We start from the raw sequence: 18,736 nt of genomic DNA, 5'->3' as shown, positions 1-18,736 counted from the left end.
CAGGATGTGAGGCAGTCCGGCAACAGATCAGCGAGGAGCCGCTGGATGGGTCGATATTTGCTGGCCGCGAGCCCTATACCCGGTCACGTGCTGCCGCTGATGACAGTCGCGTGCGAGCTTCGCCGGCGTGGGCACCGAGTCCGATTGCTCACCGGAGCCGGGTTCCGCGATATCGCGACCGAACACGACGTGCCGCTATCGGAACTGCCGGGTGAAACCCATGTCCTTCCCGTGACACGGCAATCGGGACGCGGACTGGCCCAACGCTGGCGTATCGGCCGAGCGGAACTGCGATCGATTCTGCTTGCTCCAATGGTGGCGCAATACGCGGCACTGTCGGCTGAGCTGGCCCGCGGAGATTTCGATGCGGTGCTGGTGGACTCGATGTTCAGTGGTGCGATACCGCTGCTCCTGTCCGACGGTCCCCGGCCGCCGGTAATGGTCTGCGGAGTCGGACCGCTCATGCTGTCCAGTGCCGACTGCCCGCCGTTCGGAGTGGGCTGGCAGCCGCGATCCGGGCGCGACTACACGGCGATGAACCATTTTGTGCAGCGGGTGCTCTTCCGGACCACACAGACGATGTTGAATGCCATTCTGGGAGACCTCGGTATCCGGCCCGCGCCGGTTTTTCTGCTCGATTGGCCGATCCTCGCGGACCGGATACTGCAGTTCACCGTTCCAGGTTTCGAATATCACCGGCGCGACCTCCCGTCCTCGGTGGTCTTCACCGGACCAGTTCCGGTGTCGGTGCCGACCCGGTTCGAGGCGCCGCCCTGGTTGGATGCCGTCCTGCGCAGCGGGCGTCGGATCGTGCACGTGACCCAGGGCACCTGGGACAACGGCAATGCCGACCAGTTGTTCCGACCCGCGTTGAGGGCGTTGGCGCAGCGCCCCGAGGTGGTCGTGGCGGTCAGCACCGGCGGTGCGAGCGTGCGCCTGGGGCCGCTACCCCCACATATCCACATATGCGATTTCGTCCCCTACTCACAGTTGCTTCCGCAGGTCGACCTGATGATCACCAACGGCGGTTACGGTGGCGTACAGCAGGCGTTGAGTCACGGCGTCCCAGTGATCGCGGCAGGAGACACCGCGGACAAGCCGGAGGTCGCCGCGCGCGTGGCCTATACCGGCGTCGGTATCGATCTCGGTGGTGCCGCACCCGAACCGGCCGAAATGGCGGCCGCGGTCGATCGTGTATTCCGCGACGCCGCTTTTCGAGTTGCCGCGGGCCGGCTGGCTGTGGAGATGGCGCGGTACAGGCCCTTCGAGATCATCGCGTCCGTACTTGCGGAGGTGGGAGACCCGGGGCCCACGGTGTCGGCGAACGAATCCTCGGTGACCACGCGACAGGAAGAAGAGATATGAGCACGACGTCGGAATCGGACACAGTGTTCGGCTCTGGTACCGCGGTTCTCGATCCGCTGCCACACGGAACCGCCGACGCCGCCGAATTCGAGCGATGGCGTACGGCTACCCGCGGACAGGTGTTGCACGAGCTCGAGCTATTTCTGGAGGGCGCACATGTCGAGGCGCTGTGGGAGGCGGGGGCCGGTGATGTGCTGAGCCAGTATGTCCTCGGCGGGAAATGCCTGCGTTCGACATTCATGTATTTGGGATGGCTGTGTGGTGCCGAGCCGGATCCGGCGGCGCTGCGTGCGGCCGCAGCTCTGGAGTTGCTGCACGCGTTCGCGTTATTGCAGGACGACGTGATGGACGAGGGCGGGCTTCGGCACGGCGCGGTCGCCGCGCATCTGCGGCTCAGCGCGAGGCATCGCGAGCGTGGCCTGCCGGGTTCGGCGTCTCGCTTCGGTATGTCGGCGGCCACGCTGCTCGGCGACATGTGCCTGGTGTGGGCCGAACAGATGTTGCGGCGCAGCGGTGTCCGCGCCGATGCGCTGGCACGGGTATGGGATCGCTACGACGCGATGCGGATCGAACTGGCCGTGGGCCAATTTGCCGATCTGTCCAACGATGTTCGCACCGCGCCGACCGAGCAGTCGGTGCTGGCCATCGCCCGTGCGAAGTCCGGGAATTACACCGTGCGACGTCCGCTGGAACTCGGTGCCGCACTGGCCGGGTGCCCGGATACGACGTTGCGGGTTTTGGGCGCCTACGGAACTCGAATCGGTGAGGCGTTCCAGTTGCGCGACGACTTGCTCGGGATCTTCGGGTCGGCGACGACCACCGGAAAGCCCGAGAACAGCGATCTCGGGCAGCGCAAGGCCACCAGCGTGATGGTCGTCGCGCTGGCGCTCGCGGACACTGCTGCCCGGCGCGAACTGAGCGGACTACTGCGCCGGCCCGCTCTCGACGCTGCCGCCCTGTCCCGCTGCCGCTGTTTGATAGCCGAGTCGGGCGCACCGCAACACGTCGAGGCGATGATCGACGACCGGGTCGAGGCGGCGACCCGTGTCCTGGCGACCGCGCCGCTGGTCCGGGACCGGATCGCAGCGCTGGGACAGATGGCACTGCAGTGCACCGCGCGAACGTCCTGACGAGGAGGAACCGATGCGTACCGTGACCGGATCGACGGACCGCGTGGTGGTCGTAGGCGCTGGGCTCGCGGGCTTGTCCGCGGCCATCCATCTGGCAGGCCGGGGGCGCGAAGTGACCGTCATCGAGCGTGCATCCGGGCCGGGCGGCCGGATGGGGCGGTTGGATGTGAACGGCTACCGCATCGACACCGGCCCCACCGTTTTGACCATGCCGGAAGTGCTCGACGATGTTTTCGCCGCCGTCGGGGAACGCACCGAAGATCGCCTCGAACTGCGCGCGGTCACACCCGCCTATCACGCGACCTACGCCGATGGCCGCACCCTGGCCGTGCACAGCGACGAGGAGCTGATGGCGCAGGCGGTCAGTGAATTCGCCGGAGGCGGACAAGTTGCCGGCTATCGACGCCTGCGGGACTGGCTGACCCAGTTGTACCGGGCCGAGTTCGATCGGTTCATCGCGGCCAACTTCGACTCCCCGCTGTCGATGCTCACTCCGGCACTGGCCCGCTTGACAGCCCTGGGTGGGTTTCGCCGATGGGACGGCAAGGTCGCCGAATTCATCTCCGATTCGGATCTGCGGCGCGTGTTCACCTTTCAATCTCTCTATGCGGGCGTCTCACCTGTTCGGGCTCTCGCGGCCTATGCGGTGATCGCTTACATGGACACCATGTCGGGTGTCTATTTCCCGCTCGGGGGTATGCACTCGGTTGCTGATGCCCTCGCGGATGCGGCCACCGCCGCCGGGGTGCGTATCCGCTATCAGAGCACGGCCACCGAGCTGACGCGTTCCGGCGGCCGGGTTACGGCGGTGCACACCGATCGTGGGGAGCGAATCGACTGTGACACAGTGGTTTTGACCACCGAACGACATCGCACCTACGAACTGCTCGGCCACCGCTCGCGTCGGCTGCTCACGGTGCGGGCCGCACCATCCGCGGTCGTGCTGCACCTCGGCTGTCGTTCCGGTGGAGCGCCGATCACGCATCACCGTCTGTTGTTCGGCAGAGCGTGGCACGACGCGTTCCGAGAGATCATCACCGAAGGCCGGGTCATGTCCGATCCCTCGCTGTTGCTGACCTGTCCCATCGCAGCAGATCCGAGCCTGGCCCCACCGGGCCGCGATTTGTTCTACCTGCTGGTGCCGGTGCCGAACCTCGAAGCCGGGCACATCGATTGGCCCCACTTCCAGGAGGAATACACCGCACGGATACTGGATGTCGCCCAGCACCGCCTGGGATGTCACTGGCGCGATCTCGAGGTGCTGCAGGTCGTTACGCCTGCGGACTGGGCCCGCCAGGACATGCTGGCAGGCAGTCCCTTCGCGCTGGCGCACACCTTCGCCCAGACCGGTCCGTTTCGGCCCGCCAACATGATTCGCGGGATCGACAATGTGGTCCTTGCGGGCGGTTCGACGGTGCCGGGGGTCGGTATACCGCCCGTGCTGATCTCCGGGCGGCTCGCCGCCGACCGCGTCACCGGGCACCCACGCGTCCGGAGCGCAACCGGTGCGCCGGCATCGGTGCGCGCCTCGTCCGGAGCAGGTCCCAAATGACCGCCACCGAACTCGACGCCGCCGACATCACCGATCCGGGACTGCGCGAATCGTATCGGTGCTGCCGCACCCTCAACGCTCGCCACGGCAAGACGTTCTTCCTCGCCACCAGATTGCTAGCCCCTGATCAGCGTCCCGCGGTGCACGCGCTGTACGGATTCGCCCGCCGCGCCGACGACATCCTCGACGAATTCGATCCCGCCCTGACCGCTGCCGACCGCGCGGCCCGCCTGGCGGTGCTGGAACGCCAATTCAGGGCCGGCGACAGCGATGGTGATCCGGTGCTGGCCGCGGTGCTGCACACGGCCGACCGTTACAAGATTCCCAGGGAACTGTTCGATGCATTCCTGGCGTCGATGCGCATGGACCTGACCGTCACCGACTACCCGGACCGCAACGCGCTCGACCGCTACATCTACGGCTCGGCGGAAGTAATCGGGCTGCAACTGCTGCCGATACTGGGCGCTGTCGATAACGAAGGGCAGGCTGCCCCCTACGCCGCAGCACTGGGGAAGGCGTTTCAGCTCACCAACTTCCTGCGTGACATCGATGAGGATTTGGCGCGCGGTCGGGTCTACCTCCCCGTTGACGAGCTGGCCACGCACGGTGTCGACCGGGATCTGCTGATGTGGTGTCGGCGAGAACAACGCATCGATTCGCGGGTGCGCGACGCGCTCGCCGCTCAACATGCCTTCACCAGGGAAATCTACGATTACGCTCGCGGCGGAATCGAACTTTTGGCACCCCGCTCACGCCCGTGCGTGGCGACCGCGCTCAGGCTGTATTCGGAGATTTTGGATCGTATCGAGGACAGCGCTTTCGAGGTGTTCGGGCAGCGCGCCAGGGTCGGCAGGCTCCGACGGGCATACGTCGGTGCCACAGGTCTGGCGCACGCGCAGTGGGCCCGCCGCCGGTGGCCGCGCCGTCCGACGGATGAGGCTTACGCACGCGGTATCAGCGAAGCACACTAGGAGTCGACATGACACAGTGGCATTACCTGTTCGTCCTTCTCGTCTGTCTGGTGATCACCGCGCCACTGGAGTTTTTCGGCCGCGGTGTCTATCGCCGGCCGCGGTTGCTGGTGGCCGCCATCGTGCCGCCCGCACTGGTATTCGTGACGTGGGATCTGCTCGCTATCGCCAGCGGCGTATGGAATTTCAACAGCCGGTATCTGGTCGGCGTAATCCTGCCCGGAGCAATACCACTCGAAGAGGTGCTGTTCTTTCTGGTTGTCCCGATCTGCGGACTGCTCACCTTCGTCGCGGTCGATGCCCTGCTCGGCAGCGACCGCCGACGCCGGTTCCCTGTTGCGGGAAGCCGACGATGAGCATCGGTCGCCTCGCGTACATCGTTCCCGCCATCGCGGCGGTGGCCATGGTATGCGGCGCCGAATACGCGGTGTTGCGCACCGGATTGCTGCGGCGACCCAGCTATTGGGTGTCGATGGTCATTGTGCTCGGATTCCAGATACCGGTCGACGGGTGGTTGACCAGGTCGGACGCACCTATCGTCCGTTACAACCCAGATCACATTCTCGGAGCACGGTTTCCGTGGGATATCCCGGTCGAGGACTTCCTTTTCGGATTCGCGCTGGTGACGGCGGTATTGCTGTGCTGGGAGCGGGCCCGGCAGCGGCAGGAGGAAGCGCGATCATGACACCCCGGACGGTGAGTGGAGATGTGGGGCGAGATCGCCGGCGGGTGCAATATCCGGCTGCGCGGGGACGAATGGATGTCGGTCAGGACGGGCAGCGGCGGCCGTGTGCGGTGGTGGTCGGCGCGGGCATCGCCGGCCTGGCCGCGGCTACCGGCCTGGCCGCGGCTACCGGCCTGGCCGCGGCTACCGGCCTGGCCGAACGCGGGTTTCGGGTCGAGGTGATCGAGCGCGAACGCTATCTCGGCGGACGAGTCGGCGGATGGACCGAGACGCTGTCCGACGGCACCACGGTCGGCATGAACCGAGGCTTCCACGCCTTCTTCGCGCAGTACTACAACTTGCGAAAACTATTGTCGCGCAGTGATCCCGGACTGACCCGACTGCAGCGAATCGATGACTATCCGCTGATCGACGCCGACGGACACCGAGAGGGTTTCCGTCACCTGCCGCGCACACCGCCGTGGAACGCGGTCGCCTTCGCGCTGCGTAGCCCGACCTTTCGGTTGCGCGACCTGATCCGGATGAATGCCCGGGCCGCGGCACCCCTGGCCGCGGTGTCGGTGCCGCAGACCTACCGGCAGCTCGATCACCTCGACGCCGAAACCTTCTTGCGGCGCATCAACTTTCCTGCTGCCGCGCGTCATTTGGCCTTCGATGTGTTCTCCCGCAGCTTCTTCGTCGCTCCCGGACAGATGTCGGCAGCGGAACTGGCGGCGATGTTCCACATCTACTTCCTGGGCTCCAACGAAGGTCTGGTCTTCGACGTGGCTCGGGACAATTTCGATGTCGCCCTGTGGAATCCGTTGGCCGAGTATCTCACCGCCCCGGCCGTTCCCGGTCGTCCCGGTAGTGTCGTTTTCCACACCGGCGTGAGTGTCACCAGGATCGAAAGCGACGGCGCGGGTTTCCGGCTCCATGTCGATACCGGGTCCTGTCTGGCCGCCGATGCCGTCGTTCTCGCCGTCGACGTGGCCGGTTTGCGTGAGATCGTCGCCGCATCGCCGGGGCTGGGGACAGCCGAATGGCGGTCACGGGTAGCGGAATTGGCGACTGCCCCGGCCTTCGTCGTCCACCGCCTCTGGTTGGACCGGCCGTTGCGTCGCGACCGGCCCAGCTTCCTCGCGACCGGCAACCTGGATCCGGTCGACAACATCAGCGTCCTCGATCGCTACGAACGCACGGCGGCCGAGTGGGCCCGGGAACGGGGTGGCAGCATCGTCGAACTGCACGCGTACGCGGCGGCAGAGCAACTACCCGGTGCGCCGGTACGCCAGGAATTGCGCGGCCGCCTGTGCGCGCGGCTGCACGAGATCTACCCCGAATCCGCGCAAGCCCGCATCGTGGGAGAGCGCACATTGTGGCATCAGGACTGCCCCCGCTTCGCACCCGGTGATTTCGCCCGGCGGCCCGAGGTCGCCACCCCGCACCCTCGGCTGATGCTGGCCGGTGACGGCATCCGGGTAGATCTGCCGGTGGCCCTCATGGAGCGCGCGGCGACCACCGGCTGGATCGCGGCCACCGAACTGGCACGGCAATGGCGGGCAGCCGGTCATTCGCTGCAGACGGTGCCCAACCGCGGCCGTTCGGCCCTGCTGCGCACCCTCGCGATCCGCGAAAGGAGCTCGTCGTGAGCCGTCGGTCGGTGTCCGCCGGATGGCCGAAGAATTCCCCGCTACGGCGCTTCCCTGCCGAGAAATGGTCGCGACAACGGCCGACCTACCCCGACGCCGATCCTGCGCTGATCGAAGCCGCGCTGCGCTGGTCTCAGCGATTGCCCGGTGGGAACTGGTACGCCTTCGCGGCCAGCCGAGCCATCCGCACCGGCTCGCCGTTCGGGACGACCGTGAACGGTGTCGAGCTCGTCGCGTGGCGAGACAGCGACGGCATGCTGCGAGTCGGCCCCGGTGCCTGTCCACACCTCGGCGCGCCGCTGGATACCGCACACGTGGAGAACGGCACATTGATCTGTCGCTGGCACGGCCTGCGGATCAGCGCCGACGGCACCGCACGCTGGTGCCCGTTCCCCAGCCATGACGATGGAGTGCTGGCCTGGGTACGTCTGGACGCGGCGGGCGGACAGACACCGACCGATGCGCCGATCGTCGGCCCCCGGCCCGACGACACAACGGTGCATGCGGTGACCCGATTGACGGGCATCTGCGAACCCAGAGACATCCTCGCCAATCGGCTCGATCCATGGCACGGCGCGTGGTTGCACCCGTATTCCTTTGCCCGCCTCGACGTTACGCGAACCCCACCGCGCGAGGGCATTACCGAAGACAACCACCGCTTCCTGCTCACCGTCACTTTCCGAGCGACCCGCAGCCTCGGCGTTCCGGTCGAAGCAGAGTTCACCTGCCCCGACCCGCGAACGATCGTCATGCGAATCGTCGCGGGAGAGGGCATGGGCAGCGTCGTGGAAACACATGCCACCCCGTTGGGACCGGGACCGGACGGCCAGGCCCGTACCGCGGTGGTCGAGGCGGTTATCGCGAATTCGGATCGCCCCGGCTTCCGTTTCGCGCATCGCGTGGTTCCGCTGCTGCGCCCACTGATGAACCATGCCACGGCCCGGCTCTGGCGCGACGATCTGGCCTATGCCGAGCGCCGCTATCAGCTGCGCACCCGCCGGCAATAAGGTCCGCCCGGCGTCTTTTTCGGTGCAGGGCGACGGTAAGCACCGTCAGTAGGTGTCCCGCGGCGCGTCGCCACTGCCATGAGCCGCCAATCCTTCCGTCGTTGCCCAACCACTTCCGCGCGGGCGTCGTCAATCGATGCGCAATCAATGCGTGAAGCGTTCGCGCATCGCTAAGCTGCCAGCCGAGCCGGCGTATCGGGTCACGAATTGGGTTCCCGCGTCACACTGATGCACATTCGATGCGGGAAGGGCGATGATGGAGATATTGAGATGGCAAGCGCACCCCGCAACGGCGCGGCACCCGAATACACCGTCGGTGCCGTCGCCGACCGGATCGGCGTGCCAACGTCAACACTGCGCAGCTGGACCCAGCGTTACAGCATCGGTCCGCGTGCGCACCGACCCGGACAGCACCGGCTCTACACCGAGACCGACATCGCCGCGCTCGAGCGCATGGTCGCCTTGATACGCCGGGGCGCCAGCCCGGCCAGCGCCGCAGACGCCGTGCGCCAGGCGTTGCCCGGAAATCTTCCCGCCTCCGTCATGATCGACGCCGATGCCCTCGACGCAGTCGTGGATGCCGCCGAACGGCTCGACACCGCTACCCTCGTGACGCTCATCGACCGAACCCTGCAGGGCCAGGGGGTCGTAGCGACCTGGAACCATTTGTGCCGACCGGCATTTCAGGTCGTCGAGAAACGTCAACACATCGACGGCGGATGCGTCGACATAGAACACGCCTTGTCCTGGGCAGTGTCGACCAGCCTGGCCAGGGTCGATCAGACACAGACCAGCATCACGTCGGCGCATGTCCTGCTCGCCTGCACTCCGGGCGAGTTCCATTCGCTGCCGCTGGAGGCACTTCGCGCCGCGCTGAGCGCGCAGGGCGTCGCGGTGCCCATGATCGGACCCGACGTACCCACCGATGCCGTGCGCGACGCGCTGAATCGAACCAAGGCGGCATCTGCCGTCCTATGGTCCCACACGAGATCGACCGCCGACCCCGTTGCGCTCGACCTCGCAGGCAGGGGCGAACGGATCTATGCCGCGGGCCCTGGATGGGACGCTGCCCATTTACCGTCCGGCGTCATCGCGATCGACGATCTCGACGACGCGCTCATCCGACTTTCGAGCAAGCCAACGAGATTCTGAAGTCGGCGTCTTCGGAGTCGAGGAGTCAGCGCCCGGTCCGGCGGCTCACATGTTGCGATCTCGCATCCAGCCTTCGGTACCATCGCAGCAAGCCACGGCGGCGCAGCATTGCACGGCACCGCCTACGCCAATCGGCGCCGGGTCGCCTATGGTTGCGCAGCCCCCTTCCGCGACCATGCCTTCGATGCAGACTCCACCCGGATCGCGTCTGGCAGGAGCGATTCCGTCCACCGCTTCCCCGGCACACCGTTCCTAGCGGTACCCCCGCGAAAGCCCAGCGGTCGCCGCTCTCTGATCGGACTTGGATCGGGTGTGACGGTGCTGGCGCTGGCCGTGGCGGGTGTTGTGGTGTATGCGGCCTACGACTCGAAGCCTCCCAGTTGGAGCGGTGACCAGCAGCGCATCGCCGCCGCCTTCCCGAAGCTGGTGCCCAGCAAGCCGAAACAGCCCGGCTGGCACGACACCACCTGCGACAACAACTATGGGAAGGCAGCCATCTACTGCGTCAGCGCGAACACCGATTTCTCCCTCACCCTGACCTATTTCGACACCCCCGAGGCCGCGGACCAGCATATCCACGCGCCGTCCACGCATGAACAGCTGCGTACCGAAATCCACCCCGACGTCTCCGAACCGATGAAGCTGATATTTACCGACCCCTCGGCTGGGTTCAGCGTGATCTGCACCGAATTCAGCATGGATTCCGACCGCAACCGGTTCACAGTGGAAATCGAGCAGTAGACGACGCCCTCCAACGACGATCAGAAGCTGTCCCTGTGGAAGTCCATGCCACTCGGTAAGTGACACGCGGCGGCCCCGAAGGCGTTCGCGCAGTTCGCTGTCGAGTTGTGCGGCAGCGTCGAGCGCCGAACAGCACGAACACGGTGTTTGCGCCAGAACCCGGAAGGGCTCTGGAACAAATTCGATGATCGGGCCATGTCGATCACACTGGGGCGCAGGGCGATCGCGTACAGACGCGGTACGTGGTGTTGGATGATGTCGCGAAAACCCTTGTGAGCCTGCTGTTTCCGCATCTTGCGGGGATTCGCCTCGATGATGTCTCGGCGACAAGCAGTCGGATCCAGTTCGACGCCTCGACCTGTAGCATTTCGGCCGCCTGCACACGATGCCGGTGTCGCCGCGGCGTGTTCGCGCGCCAGCCGCCGAATCGTCTCGGCATCGACACCGGTGAGCGGTTCGGCCAGTTCCGGTGTCATGTCGGCGACCAGCGCCCGCAACTCGTCCCAGCCGGTGCACTGCGCGCGAATCCGGCTTTCCGCACAGAGGTTTTCGCTGACCAGCACCTGCAACATGGCCAACAGCAGATACACATCACCACCGGGTGCGATGGCTACATGCTCATCGGCCAGCCGCGCGGTCTCGGTGCGCCGCGGATCGATCACGACCACTGTGCCGCGCTTGCCCACGTCGCGAATGCGCTGCTTCGCATTGGGCATGGTGGTCAACGAACCGTTCGATACCGCCGGATTGGCGCCCATGATCACCAGCCGATCGGTGCGATCGATATCGGCCACGGGCATCAACACATATCACAGCCCCACCAGTCCGCGACGCCGAACGACACCGATCGAAGATCTCGGAAGCTGTTATGCGCCAATAGATTCCGCTACGAGCGTACCGCCGAACTCGCACGGCGCGTCCAGCCTCGATGGCCTAGCGGGTCAACTGTCCGATGGCATGCAACAGCGGGTACGCACGTCGCGCAAGGGTCGGTCCGCAGGTGTCACCGTGCACGGGACCAGCGGCTTTGCCACTGTGAGCATTCGCGCAGGATCGTCGGACAACGCTTGGCCGCGGCATCAGCGGTGCATGTATCCGAGCGTGAATGACGCATCATCGAGTCGTGGGGCGATCGATTCCCCACCGAGCGCCTGCCGCAATATGACTTGTTCGTCCTGGATGACGTGCATGACGGCGTTGATCAACGCGAGGTGGGTGAACGCCTGGGGGAAGTTGCCCCAGTGTCGGCCGGTGCGCGGGTCGATCTCCTCGGCATAGAGGCCAAGAGGACTGGCGTAGGCGAGCAGTTTCTCGCACAACTGTTTTGCTCGTGTCTTCTCGCCGATCTCCGACAGCGCCGAGACCAGCCAGAACGAGCAGATCGTGAACGCACCTTCTTCCCCCGCGCAGCCATCGTCGGTTTCACTGACGCGGTAGCGCAAGACGAGGCCGTCGTCGGTCAATTCATCCGCGATGGCCAACACCGTGTTGCGCACCCGGTCGTCGTCGGGGGGCAGGAAACGAACCAGCGGGATGAGCAGGGTCGAAGCATCCAGCGCCGTGCTGCCGTAATACTGGGTGAATACCCGCCGGGAATCGACCGCATGAGTGCATATATCGGCACGGATTTCGTCCGCGGCCTGCTGCCAGCGATGCGCGCGATCGAAGTCCTGGCGGATGCGGGCCAGTCGAGCGCCGCGATCGGCGGCAACCCAACACATCACCTTGCTGGAGGTGAAGTGTCGAGGCTCCCCGCGCACTTCCCAGATCCCATGGTCGGGCTCGCGCCAGTAGGTGAGAGCACTTTTCACCGCCCGGCCCAGCACTGGCCAGGCACGTGCGTCGATTCGGTCTTGATTGCGCGCGTAGAGATAGACCGCGTCCATCGCAGCACCCCACACATCGTGCTGGCGTTGCCGGTATGCGTCGTTGCCGATGCGCACGGGCCCGGCGTTTTCGTAGCCGCGCAGATGGGTGAGCGTCTGCTCGGTGAGATCGCTTTCGCCACCGATACCGTAGACGATCTGCATATTCCGGGCGTCTTCGGTCAAGCTGATGATGTAGGAGAAGAAGTCATCCGCCTCCCAGCTGAAGCCCAGCGTGTACAGACCCCACAGCGCGAATGCGGAGTCACGTATCCACGAATAGCGATAATCCCAATTCCGTTGTCCGCCCGGGGTTTCCGGTAATGACGTGGTGGCGGCGGCGCTGATGGCGCCGGTGGGGGCGAAGGTCAGACCCTTGAGGGTCAGCGCGCTGCGGGTCAGCTGGGCAGCCCACGGATGGTCCGGAAACCGCCCGCCGGCCAGCCAATGCCGCCAATGGTGGATTGTCCGCAGCATTCGCGCATCGGCCTCCTCGACGGTGCAGGGCGCATCGCGACTACCCCAGGCGAGCGCGCAAAAGCGAGTGTCGCCGGCCTTCAGCAAGGTACGGGCAAGCGCGTGCGTACCTTCCAACCCCAAGCGCAGATCGGTGCTCAGCGTCAACTGCAGCTCGATCCCGTCGGCGCTAGCCTGCGCAATGTGGTAACTATCGAGATACTCCCACTGAGCGCGACTTCTGCCGTAGTCGAAGGACGGCTGACAGTCGAGCACGAACTGGATTTGCCCGGTCTCACAGTGCACCGTCCGCAGCAGAATGTGCTCGGCGTCGTAATCGGTGGGAGTTCGACAATGAGCGCTACGGCCCGGCGTCTGGTGTCGCCAAGGCCCGACCAACAGCACATCGCGCACGGTCGCCCACCCTTCGCCGCTGCGCCAACTCGTCTCCATGACCATCGTGCCCGGAACGTAGCGGCGATCGGTGGGCACCATGAAGTCGGCGGGGGCGAACCGAAACGAACCGGCCGAACGATCGAGTACGGCTGCGAAGACACTGGGGGAGTCCATGCGGGGTAGACACATCCATTCGACAGCTCCGCTGGGGGCGATCAGTGCGGTGACCTCGCAGTCGGAGATGAAACCGTAGTCGTCGATCCGCGGGAACGCCGTGAGCTGCGGCGTGCCTTCGATGTCGTCGTCCATGTGTCGCTCCATCATCTCGGCGCTGAAATCTGGCCGGCTACTCCATGTGATTGTCTGGTGTACCGCCTTTCTTCTCGACCGAACTGCGAGCGGGATCGCCGGACATGAGTGTGAGGCGTTTCCAAATAGCCCACCACCTCGTCGGTCGTATCGGCAAGCCCCGAAATTGCCGCGACGGCGTCGGGACACCCCCAGTCCTAGCGATCGCGCGCGTCAGGCGACTCTTTTCCGTGCGCGAGAGTGAGTTCCCCGACCGGCGCGTCCAGGGGTGAGCATGCACCGGAGCGGTCGGCCCTCGGCGACGTTATGCCAATACCCGCTTTCGAGCCGCCAGCGGCAGCGGAGGAATGAGTTTCGTCCAGAATTCGTGGCGGACCGCATCCCACAGCCTCGCCAGTTCCGGAAAGAGTTCTCGCGCATGCGCGAGATCGGGATAGTTGCTGGGGCAGAAGGACGCTACCCGCGAGGCGTCCGAGGCGTTGTCCACAGCGACAATTGCGATCAGATGATGCTGAACCAAGCGCCACGTCACACAGAATCCGTCGACTTCGGTTCGGTGAAGATCCTTATCCATCTTCGATCCCCCGGCGCCGCACGCATACGTCGTACATTTGGCGACCATTGTCAATCGGCTGCGGTTGGCTATGCGCAGCCGTCTCGGCCGGCAACTCAGCACGGCCGCACGACCGGCTGCGCACCATAGGCAATGTCGGATTCTGGGACATAGGGTCTTCCTGGTTCAGGCGTGACGCCGACGCGTCAAGGGGTCAGGTACTCACTCGCTAAACGTAAGACATTAGATTTCATAGTTCAATGGACGCGGGTAAACATCCGGTTAAGCCCGATCTCGGCTCGCGCCTCGTCGACCAACGGTTCGCCCAGTAGTGATGGCAGCCGGATAGCCGAAGCGGGCACTACGGCGGCGACTCGAGGGGCCGACGCATTTCGCGGCCCACAGTCCGATGGCGGCCTCGATCCGAGAGTCGATCGGGTCGAGTGCCGCGCGGGTGACCCCGGGTGAAGCTTACATCTAACTTCATAGTTCATAATTCAAGTGTTAGTTGGCTAGAATCCTGTTACGTCCCGCCACGCGAGGAGTCGTATTGCCCCAGCAGAAGAGGGTCGGATTGACCGCGCTCGGCGCCGTGCTCTCACCGCTCGAGGGCGGCGGTCCGAAAACCGAGGCCGTGGTGCAGCGGCTGTCAGCGGCGATCAGCCTCGGTGTGATGGTCGACGGTCAACAGTTGCCGAGTGAAACCGATCTCGCCAACCAGCTAGGTGTCTCGACGATGACTCTGCGGGAGGCGCTGGTCGTTCTCCGGCAGCAGGGCATCGTCCACACCAAACGCGGGCGCGGGGGTGGCAGCTTCATCAGCGCCTCAGCGGAGGTCTTCGAGAACACCTCGCTGGCCCGGTTACAACAGATGAGCATCCAGGAACTGCGCGATCTGGGAGACGAGCACTTCGCCGTCACCGGAGCGGTAGCCGTGTTCGCCGCACGCCGCGGGTTACAGGCCGATATAGTCCGGCTCCGTGCCTTGACCGACCGACTGTTGGACAGCACCGATCTCGTCTCGGCACGCCGGGCCGATAGCCGCTTTCATATCGAGATGGCGGTGTGCGCGCAGTCCACCCGGCTGACCCGCGCCGAGGTCGCTCTACAGGCCGAGCTCTCCGCCCTGCTCTGGCTGCCGCGACTGAAACTGGAACCGGTTGCCGAGGCGACCGCCCATCGTCACCTGGTGGACGCGATCGAACAAGAAGACGATGCTCAGGCGCGAGAACTGGCAGAATCGCATACCGAATCACGCATCCGCCGCCTCGTCGCCTTACGCTTGGAGCTCAGCGATAGATGAGGGATACCGATAGCTTTCCAGGCCCTGCGACCATCGAGTCGCTCGCTGATTCCGTCGCAAAACTGGCCGACGAGATCTACCTCTCGCTGACAGTCATCGGAACCGCGCTGACAACCCTGTGGGATCGTCTCACCGAGAAGCCACGATCTGCTCCCCGCTCGACCGATCTGGCCCCGTTGCGCGAGACCATCCTCGGCGAACTCGAGCGGCACGGAAAGCTGTTCGCTGGAGCAGGCGTAGTGATGGCCGACGGCGTCCTCACCGATCGCCCCCGACACCTGGACTGGTGGCTTCCGGACGCGCAACGCCTGATGCTGGAACTGAATCCCGAGAGTGAATACTTCTACGACTACACCACGATGGACTGGTTCACGGTTCCGCGCGAGCAGGGTCGGCGATGGGTGCAGGGGCCCCACCTCGACTACGCATGTACCGATGAATACGTGTGCACCTTCTCGATACCGGTCACGAGCACATCGGGAACATTCCTCGGAATCGCCGGCGCCGACGTGCCGGTCGCCGCCATCGAAGAAGCACTGCTTCCGCGATTCCAGGCATTCGCTCAGCGGATAGTGCTGGTCAATAGCGAAGGCCGCGTCATTATGGGGACCGATCCCGAATTCACGACCGGTTCCAAGACGAGCCGGATGGACAAACCTGCCGCGACAGTCCCGGTCGAGGCGATGCCTTGGTCGCTGTATCCGCTGGGATCCACGACATCCCACTGAGCCTTTCCGCCAGATACCGACAGTTCTTCACCAGGGTGTTCTTCGCGCCGTGCCGACACCTCGTCATGCACTCACCACAATGCGTACACAAGCGCCGCTGCGGCCTGACACCGCCGAAGAACGGATCCGCGACCACGGCTCTGGGCTGAGTTGCCTTATCCGCGAACAACTCCGATCGGCGTTCGACGATAGGTATCGCCGATACCCATATCTCGGCGACCTCCCGCAGCACCCGGATCCGACGGCGTAGTCGCCGGATAGTGCGCCAACGGGTTACCTTCCGGTGCGGACCAGCTCGTAGTCGCGGACATCGAAATGCGTCCGCTTGTCGTATTCGCTCATCCGACCCGGCCAGTTCGTCGTCACCCGACCGCTGGCCTCCCGATACCAGCTGGTGCACTTGGTCCACACCGTATGTTCGAGCCGCCCCTGGATCTCCTCGTCGAACCGCGCCTCCACCTCCGGCTTCACCGACAGAAAGCCACCGGCACCGCGCAGATACTCGACCGCTTGGCGCAGATAGCGTGCCTGGCGCTCATGCATGTAGATGATCGACCCCGCGCCCAGATTGGTATTCGGCCCGTACATGATGAACATATTCGGGAAAAACGGCACGGTGAGGCCCTTGTAGGCCCGCGCACCGCCCGACCACACCTCACGCAGTTCCTTACCGCCGATCCCGCGAATCGTCATGGGCGCCAAGAACTCCGTCGCCTTGAATCCGGTGCAGTACACGATCACATCGACCTCATGCAGCGTGCCGTCGTCGGTACGCACACCGGACGGCGTGATCTCAGCGATGCGCGAGGTCTCCACATACACATTCGGCTGCGAAACGGCCGGGTAGTAGTTGCTGGCCATCAACCCGCGCTTACAGCCCGCCTCGTAATCCGGCGTCATCTTCGCCAGCAGTTCAGAATCGGCGATCTGCGAGGCCCGGTGCCGGTTCGCCCATCCGGAGAGCAAATCGGCGATGCGGCCGTTGCCTTCGAGTCCCGAAGTCACCAACTCGTAGAACGAATACCAGCCGAACCGCTCCGCACGCTGGATCAGCGGGAACTTCGCCACGATCGACACCTTGCCCAGCGCATTGAGTTTCGGTGGCGCGTAATAGCTTTCGATCTTCGGAATGATCCACGGCGCCGACCGCTGAAACACCGTCAGCTGCCCGACCTTCGGTTGAATCGCCGGAATGATCTGAATCGCACTCGCCCCGGTGCCGATGATCGCGACCCGCTTACCGGTCAGCTCGACCTCGTGATCCCATCGCGCCGAATGGAAAGCATCCCCGGTGAACGAATCCATGCCCGCAATATTCGGCCACACCGGACGTGACAGCTGACCCACCGCGGGCACGAAGACATCCGCCTCGAGCAGCTCACCGGCGGTCGTGCGAACCTGCCAGACGCCACGGTCGGCATCGAAGTCGGCCGACTCGACCTCGACACCGAAGCGCATGTGCTTGTCGAGGTCGTAGCGGCGCGCGACATCGTGCATGTAGGCGAGAATGTCGGGCTGTTCGGCGAAGCGCTTGGGCCAGTGCGCATTCGGCGCGAAGGAGAACGAGTAAAGATCCGACGGTGCGTCGCAGGCCGCGCCCGGGTAGGTATTGTCCCGCCACACCCCGCCTAGCCCGTCGGCCTTATCGATAATGGTGAACGCGTCGTAGCCGCGGCGCACGAGCTCCAGCGCGGCAGCGAGGCCGCCGAATCCGGCGCCGACGATGAGCACGGATGGAGTGCTAGTCATGTCGATAACTGTATGAACAGTGACGCGGTTGCCGAGAGAGCGCCGCGGCCAGGAAATCAATATTTTCGGCCATCGAGTGTGTCGACCGCATCCGCAGTAACCGAACACCCGTACCGAGCTCATACACTCCGCATCGCTGTGCTGCTATGAGGAGGCACATGCATCCGACCAACTGTCACAGTGACGATTTGGAGTGGGTAGAGAGAACGAGCGAAGGGGAGGGGTTCAACGGTAACTTGCTGCCGCCCAGGGCAATCGGACGCTCCCCAGGTATCGGAGTTCGGTAGGTGTCGCCGGTTCGACCGGCCACAGTCAAAGCGCCACCGGGACGACATCGGGCTCAGCCTTCCGATCCGCATGGAATCCGGGCAGATACCGATCAGCGAGCGGAATCATCACCTGAATCAGCGGACCGATGCCGAACGCGTACACCACGGTGCCCACGCCGACGCTGCCCCCGAGTAGCCAGCCGGTCATCAGTACAGTCACTTCGATCCCGGTCCGCACCAATCGCACCGACCACCCGGTCCGACGGACCAGTCCAGTCATCAGTCCATCCCGTGGCCCTGGGCCCATACCAGCGCCGATATACAGCACGGTGGCCAGCGCATTCAAAACCACCGCGGCACCCATCGCACCGACCCGCACCGCCAGCACATCCCAGTCCGGCAACATCCACAACCCGACATCCACCGATACACCGATCACCACGACATTGCTGACCGTGCCGAGACCTGGCAACTGCCGCAACGGAATCCACGCCAATAGCACCACGACACCCGTCAAAGCCGTCACCGCCCCGAAACTGATCGGCACATGCGCGGCCACCCCCTGATGAAACACATCCCACGGATCCAACCCGAGCCCGGCCCGAATCATCACCGCCATCGAAAACCCGTACAACCACAACCCGACATAGAGCGCCACCAGCCGCCGAATCAACATCACCCCAGCCTGCCGATAACTGGACTCCCAAAACAGAGCCAATCACTAACCACTGGCCTCATAATCCGAACCCAATCCAAGCCACGGAACCTCGCTCCACCTCTTAAATCGTCACAGTGACGTTATAGGGGAGTTCGGGGCTCGGGAGGGGATGCGACTACAAACAGCCAGATCGCCGTCGTCGAGTCGCTCCAATTT

At 64.7% G+C, this 18,736-nt stretch carries 16 protein-coding genes and 1 pseudogene; 12 read left to right on the top strand and 5 right to left on the bottom strand.

Annotated features, from left to right (window positions below; translation table 11 throughout):
- Positions 1-45 precede the first annotated feature (45 nt).
- The 10 genes from ACQP2U_RS18225 (at position 46) to ACQP2U_RS18180 (ending at position 10,234) form a co-directional block, all read left to right on the top strand.
- A complete protein-coding gene (locus ACQP2U_RS18225; RefSeq protein ID WP_433715742.1) occupies positions 46-1,365 on the top strand; it encodes a glycosyltransferase in 1,320 nt (439 codons plus the stop codon).
- The gene (locus ACQP2U_RS18220; protein ID WP_433716516.1) at positions 1,329-2,495 is read left to right on the top strand and encodes a polyprenyl synthetase family protein; all 1,167 of its coding nucleotides are present in this window, start codon (positions 1,329-1,331) and stop codon (positions 2,493-2,495) included. The genes ACQP2U_RS18225 and ACQP2U_RS18220 overlap by 37 nt, the downstream gene beginning before the upstream one ends.
- Before the next feature lie 13 nt (positions 2,496-2,508).
- Positions 2,509-4,047 carry a phytoene desaturase family protein gene (crtI, locus tag ACQP2U_RS18215; RefSeq protein ID WP_433715741.1) on the top strand — a complete coding sequence of 513 codons (1,539 nt, stop codon included), beginning with the start codon at positions 2,509-2,511 and terminating at the stop codon, positions 4,045-4,047.
- A complete protein-coding gene (locus ACQP2U_RS18210; RefSeq protein ID WP_433715740.1) occupies positions 4,044-5,018 on the top strand; it encodes a phytoene/squalene synthase family protein in 975 nt (324 codons plus the stop codon). The genes crtI and ACQP2U_RS18210 overlap by 4 nt, the downstream gene beginning before the upstream one ends.
- Positions 5,019-5,026: 8 nt before the next feature.
- Entirely contained in the window at positions 5,027-5,374 is a 348-nt protein-coding gene (locus tag ACQP2U_RS18205) for a lycopene cyclase domain-containing protein (RefSeq protein WP_433715739.1), read from the top strand.
- A gap of 2 nt (positions 5,375-5,376) precedes the next feature.
- Positions 5,377-5,703 (top strand): lycopene cyclase domain-containing protein, encoded by a 327-nt coding sequence (locus ACQP2U_RS18200; protein ID WP_433716515.1) that lies wholly within the window; start codon positions 5,377-5,379, stop codon positions 5,701-5,703.
- Complete coding sequence (locus ACQP2U_RS18195; protein ID WP_433715738.1) at positions 5,700-7,334, top strand: FAD-dependent oxidoreductase; 1,635 nt, start codon at positions 5,700-5,702, stop codon at positions 7,332-7,334. The genes ACQP2U_RS18200 and ACQP2U_RS18195 overlap by 4 nt, the downstream gene beginning before the upstream one ends.
- On the top strand, positions 7,331-8,341 hold the full coding sequence (locus ACQP2U_RS18190) for a DUF5914 domain-containing protein (RefSeq protein WP_433715737.1): 1,011 nt from the start codon (positions 7,331-7,333) through the stop codon (positions 8,339-8,341). Before ACQP2U_RS18195 ends, ACQP2U_RS18190 begins: the two co-directional genes overlap by 4 nt.
- Before the next feature lie 270 nt (positions 8,342-8,611).
- Positions 8,612-9,493 carry a MerR family transcriptional regulator gene (locus ACQP2U_RS18185; RefSeq protein WP_433715736.1) on the top strand — a complete coding sequence of 294 codons (882 nt, stop codon included), beginning with the start codon at positions 8,612-8,614 and terminating at the stop codon, positions 9,491-9,493.
- 312 nt (positions 9,494-9,805) lie between these two features.
- On the top strand, positions 9,806-10,234 hold the full coding sequence (locus tag ACQP2U_RS18180) for a hypothetical protein (protein WP_433715735.1): 429 nt from the start codon (positions 9,806-9,808) through the stop codon (positions 10,232-10,234).
- 386 nt (positions 10,235-10,620) lie between these two features.
- Here ACQP2U_RS18180 and ACQP2U_RS18175 read toward each other — a convergent pair.
- The 3 genes and pseudogenes from ACQP2U_RS18175 to ACQP2U_RS18165 all read right to left on the bottom strand — a co-directional run.
- A pseudogene (locus ACQP2U_RS18175) lies at positions 10,621-11,040 on the bottom strand (molybdopterin-dependent oxidoreductase); the annotation flags it as partial.
- 273 nt (positions 11,041-11,313) lie between these two features.
- A complete protein-coding gene (locus ACQP2U_RS18170; RefSeq protein WP_433715734.1) occupies positions 11,314-13,260 on the bottom strand; it encodes a glycoside hydrolase family 15 protein in 1,947 nt (648 codons plus the stop codon).
- A gap of 304 nt (positions 13,261-13,564) precedes the next feature.
- Entirely contained in the window at positions 13,565-13,834 is a 270-nt protein-coding gene (locus tag ACQP2U_RS18165) for a hypothetical protein (RefSeq protein WP_433715733.1), read from the bottom strand.
- A gap of 529 nt (positions 13,835-14,363) precedes the next feature.
- On the opposite strand from ACQP2U_RS18165, the gene ACQP2U_RS18160 reads away from it, so the two are divergent.
- Both ACQP2U_RS18160 and ACQP2U_RS18155 read left to right on the top strand, forming a co-directional pair.
- Positions 14,364-15,116: a FadR/GntR family transcriptional regulator gene (locus ACQP2U_RS18160; RefSeq protein WP_433715732.1), complete on the top strand. Its 753-nt coding sequence runs from the start codon at positions 14,364-14,366 to the stop codon at positions 15,114-15,116.
- Positions 15,113-15,844: a cache domain-containing protein gene (locus ACQP2U_RS18155; protein WP_433715731.1), complete on the top strand. Its 732-nt coding sequence runs from the start codon at positions 15,113-15,115 to the stop codon at positions 15,842-15,844. The genes ACQP2U_RS18160 and ACQP2U_RS18155 overlap by 4 nt, the downstream gene beginning before the upstream one ends.
- Before the next feature lie 273 nt (positions 15,845-16,117).
- Here ACQP2U_RS18155 and ACQP2U_RS18150 read toward each other — a convergent pair whose 3' ends face one another.
- A complete protein-coding gene (locus ACQP2U_RS18150; protein ID WP_433715730.1) occupies positions 16,118-17,593 on the bottom strand; it encodes a flavin-containing monooxygenase in 1,476 nt (491 codons plus the stop codon).
- A gap of 312 nt (positions 17,594-17,905) precedes the next feature.
- A complete protein-coding gene (locus tag ACQP2U_RS18145) occupies positions 17,906-18,538 on the bottom strand; it encodes a YczE/YyaS/YitT family protein (protein WP_433715729.1) in 633 nt (210 codons plus the stop codon).
- Positions 18,539-18,736 lie beyond the last annotated feature (198 nt).

This window comes from Nocardia sp. CA-084685 (assembly GCF_050955785.1).
Taxonomy (GTDB): domain Bacteria; phylum Actinomycetota; class Actinomycetes; order Mycobacteriales; family Mycobacteriaceae; genus Nocardia.
Note: the sequence above shows the minus strand (reverse complement) of the source record. Positions and strands in the feature narration are given on the sequence as shown.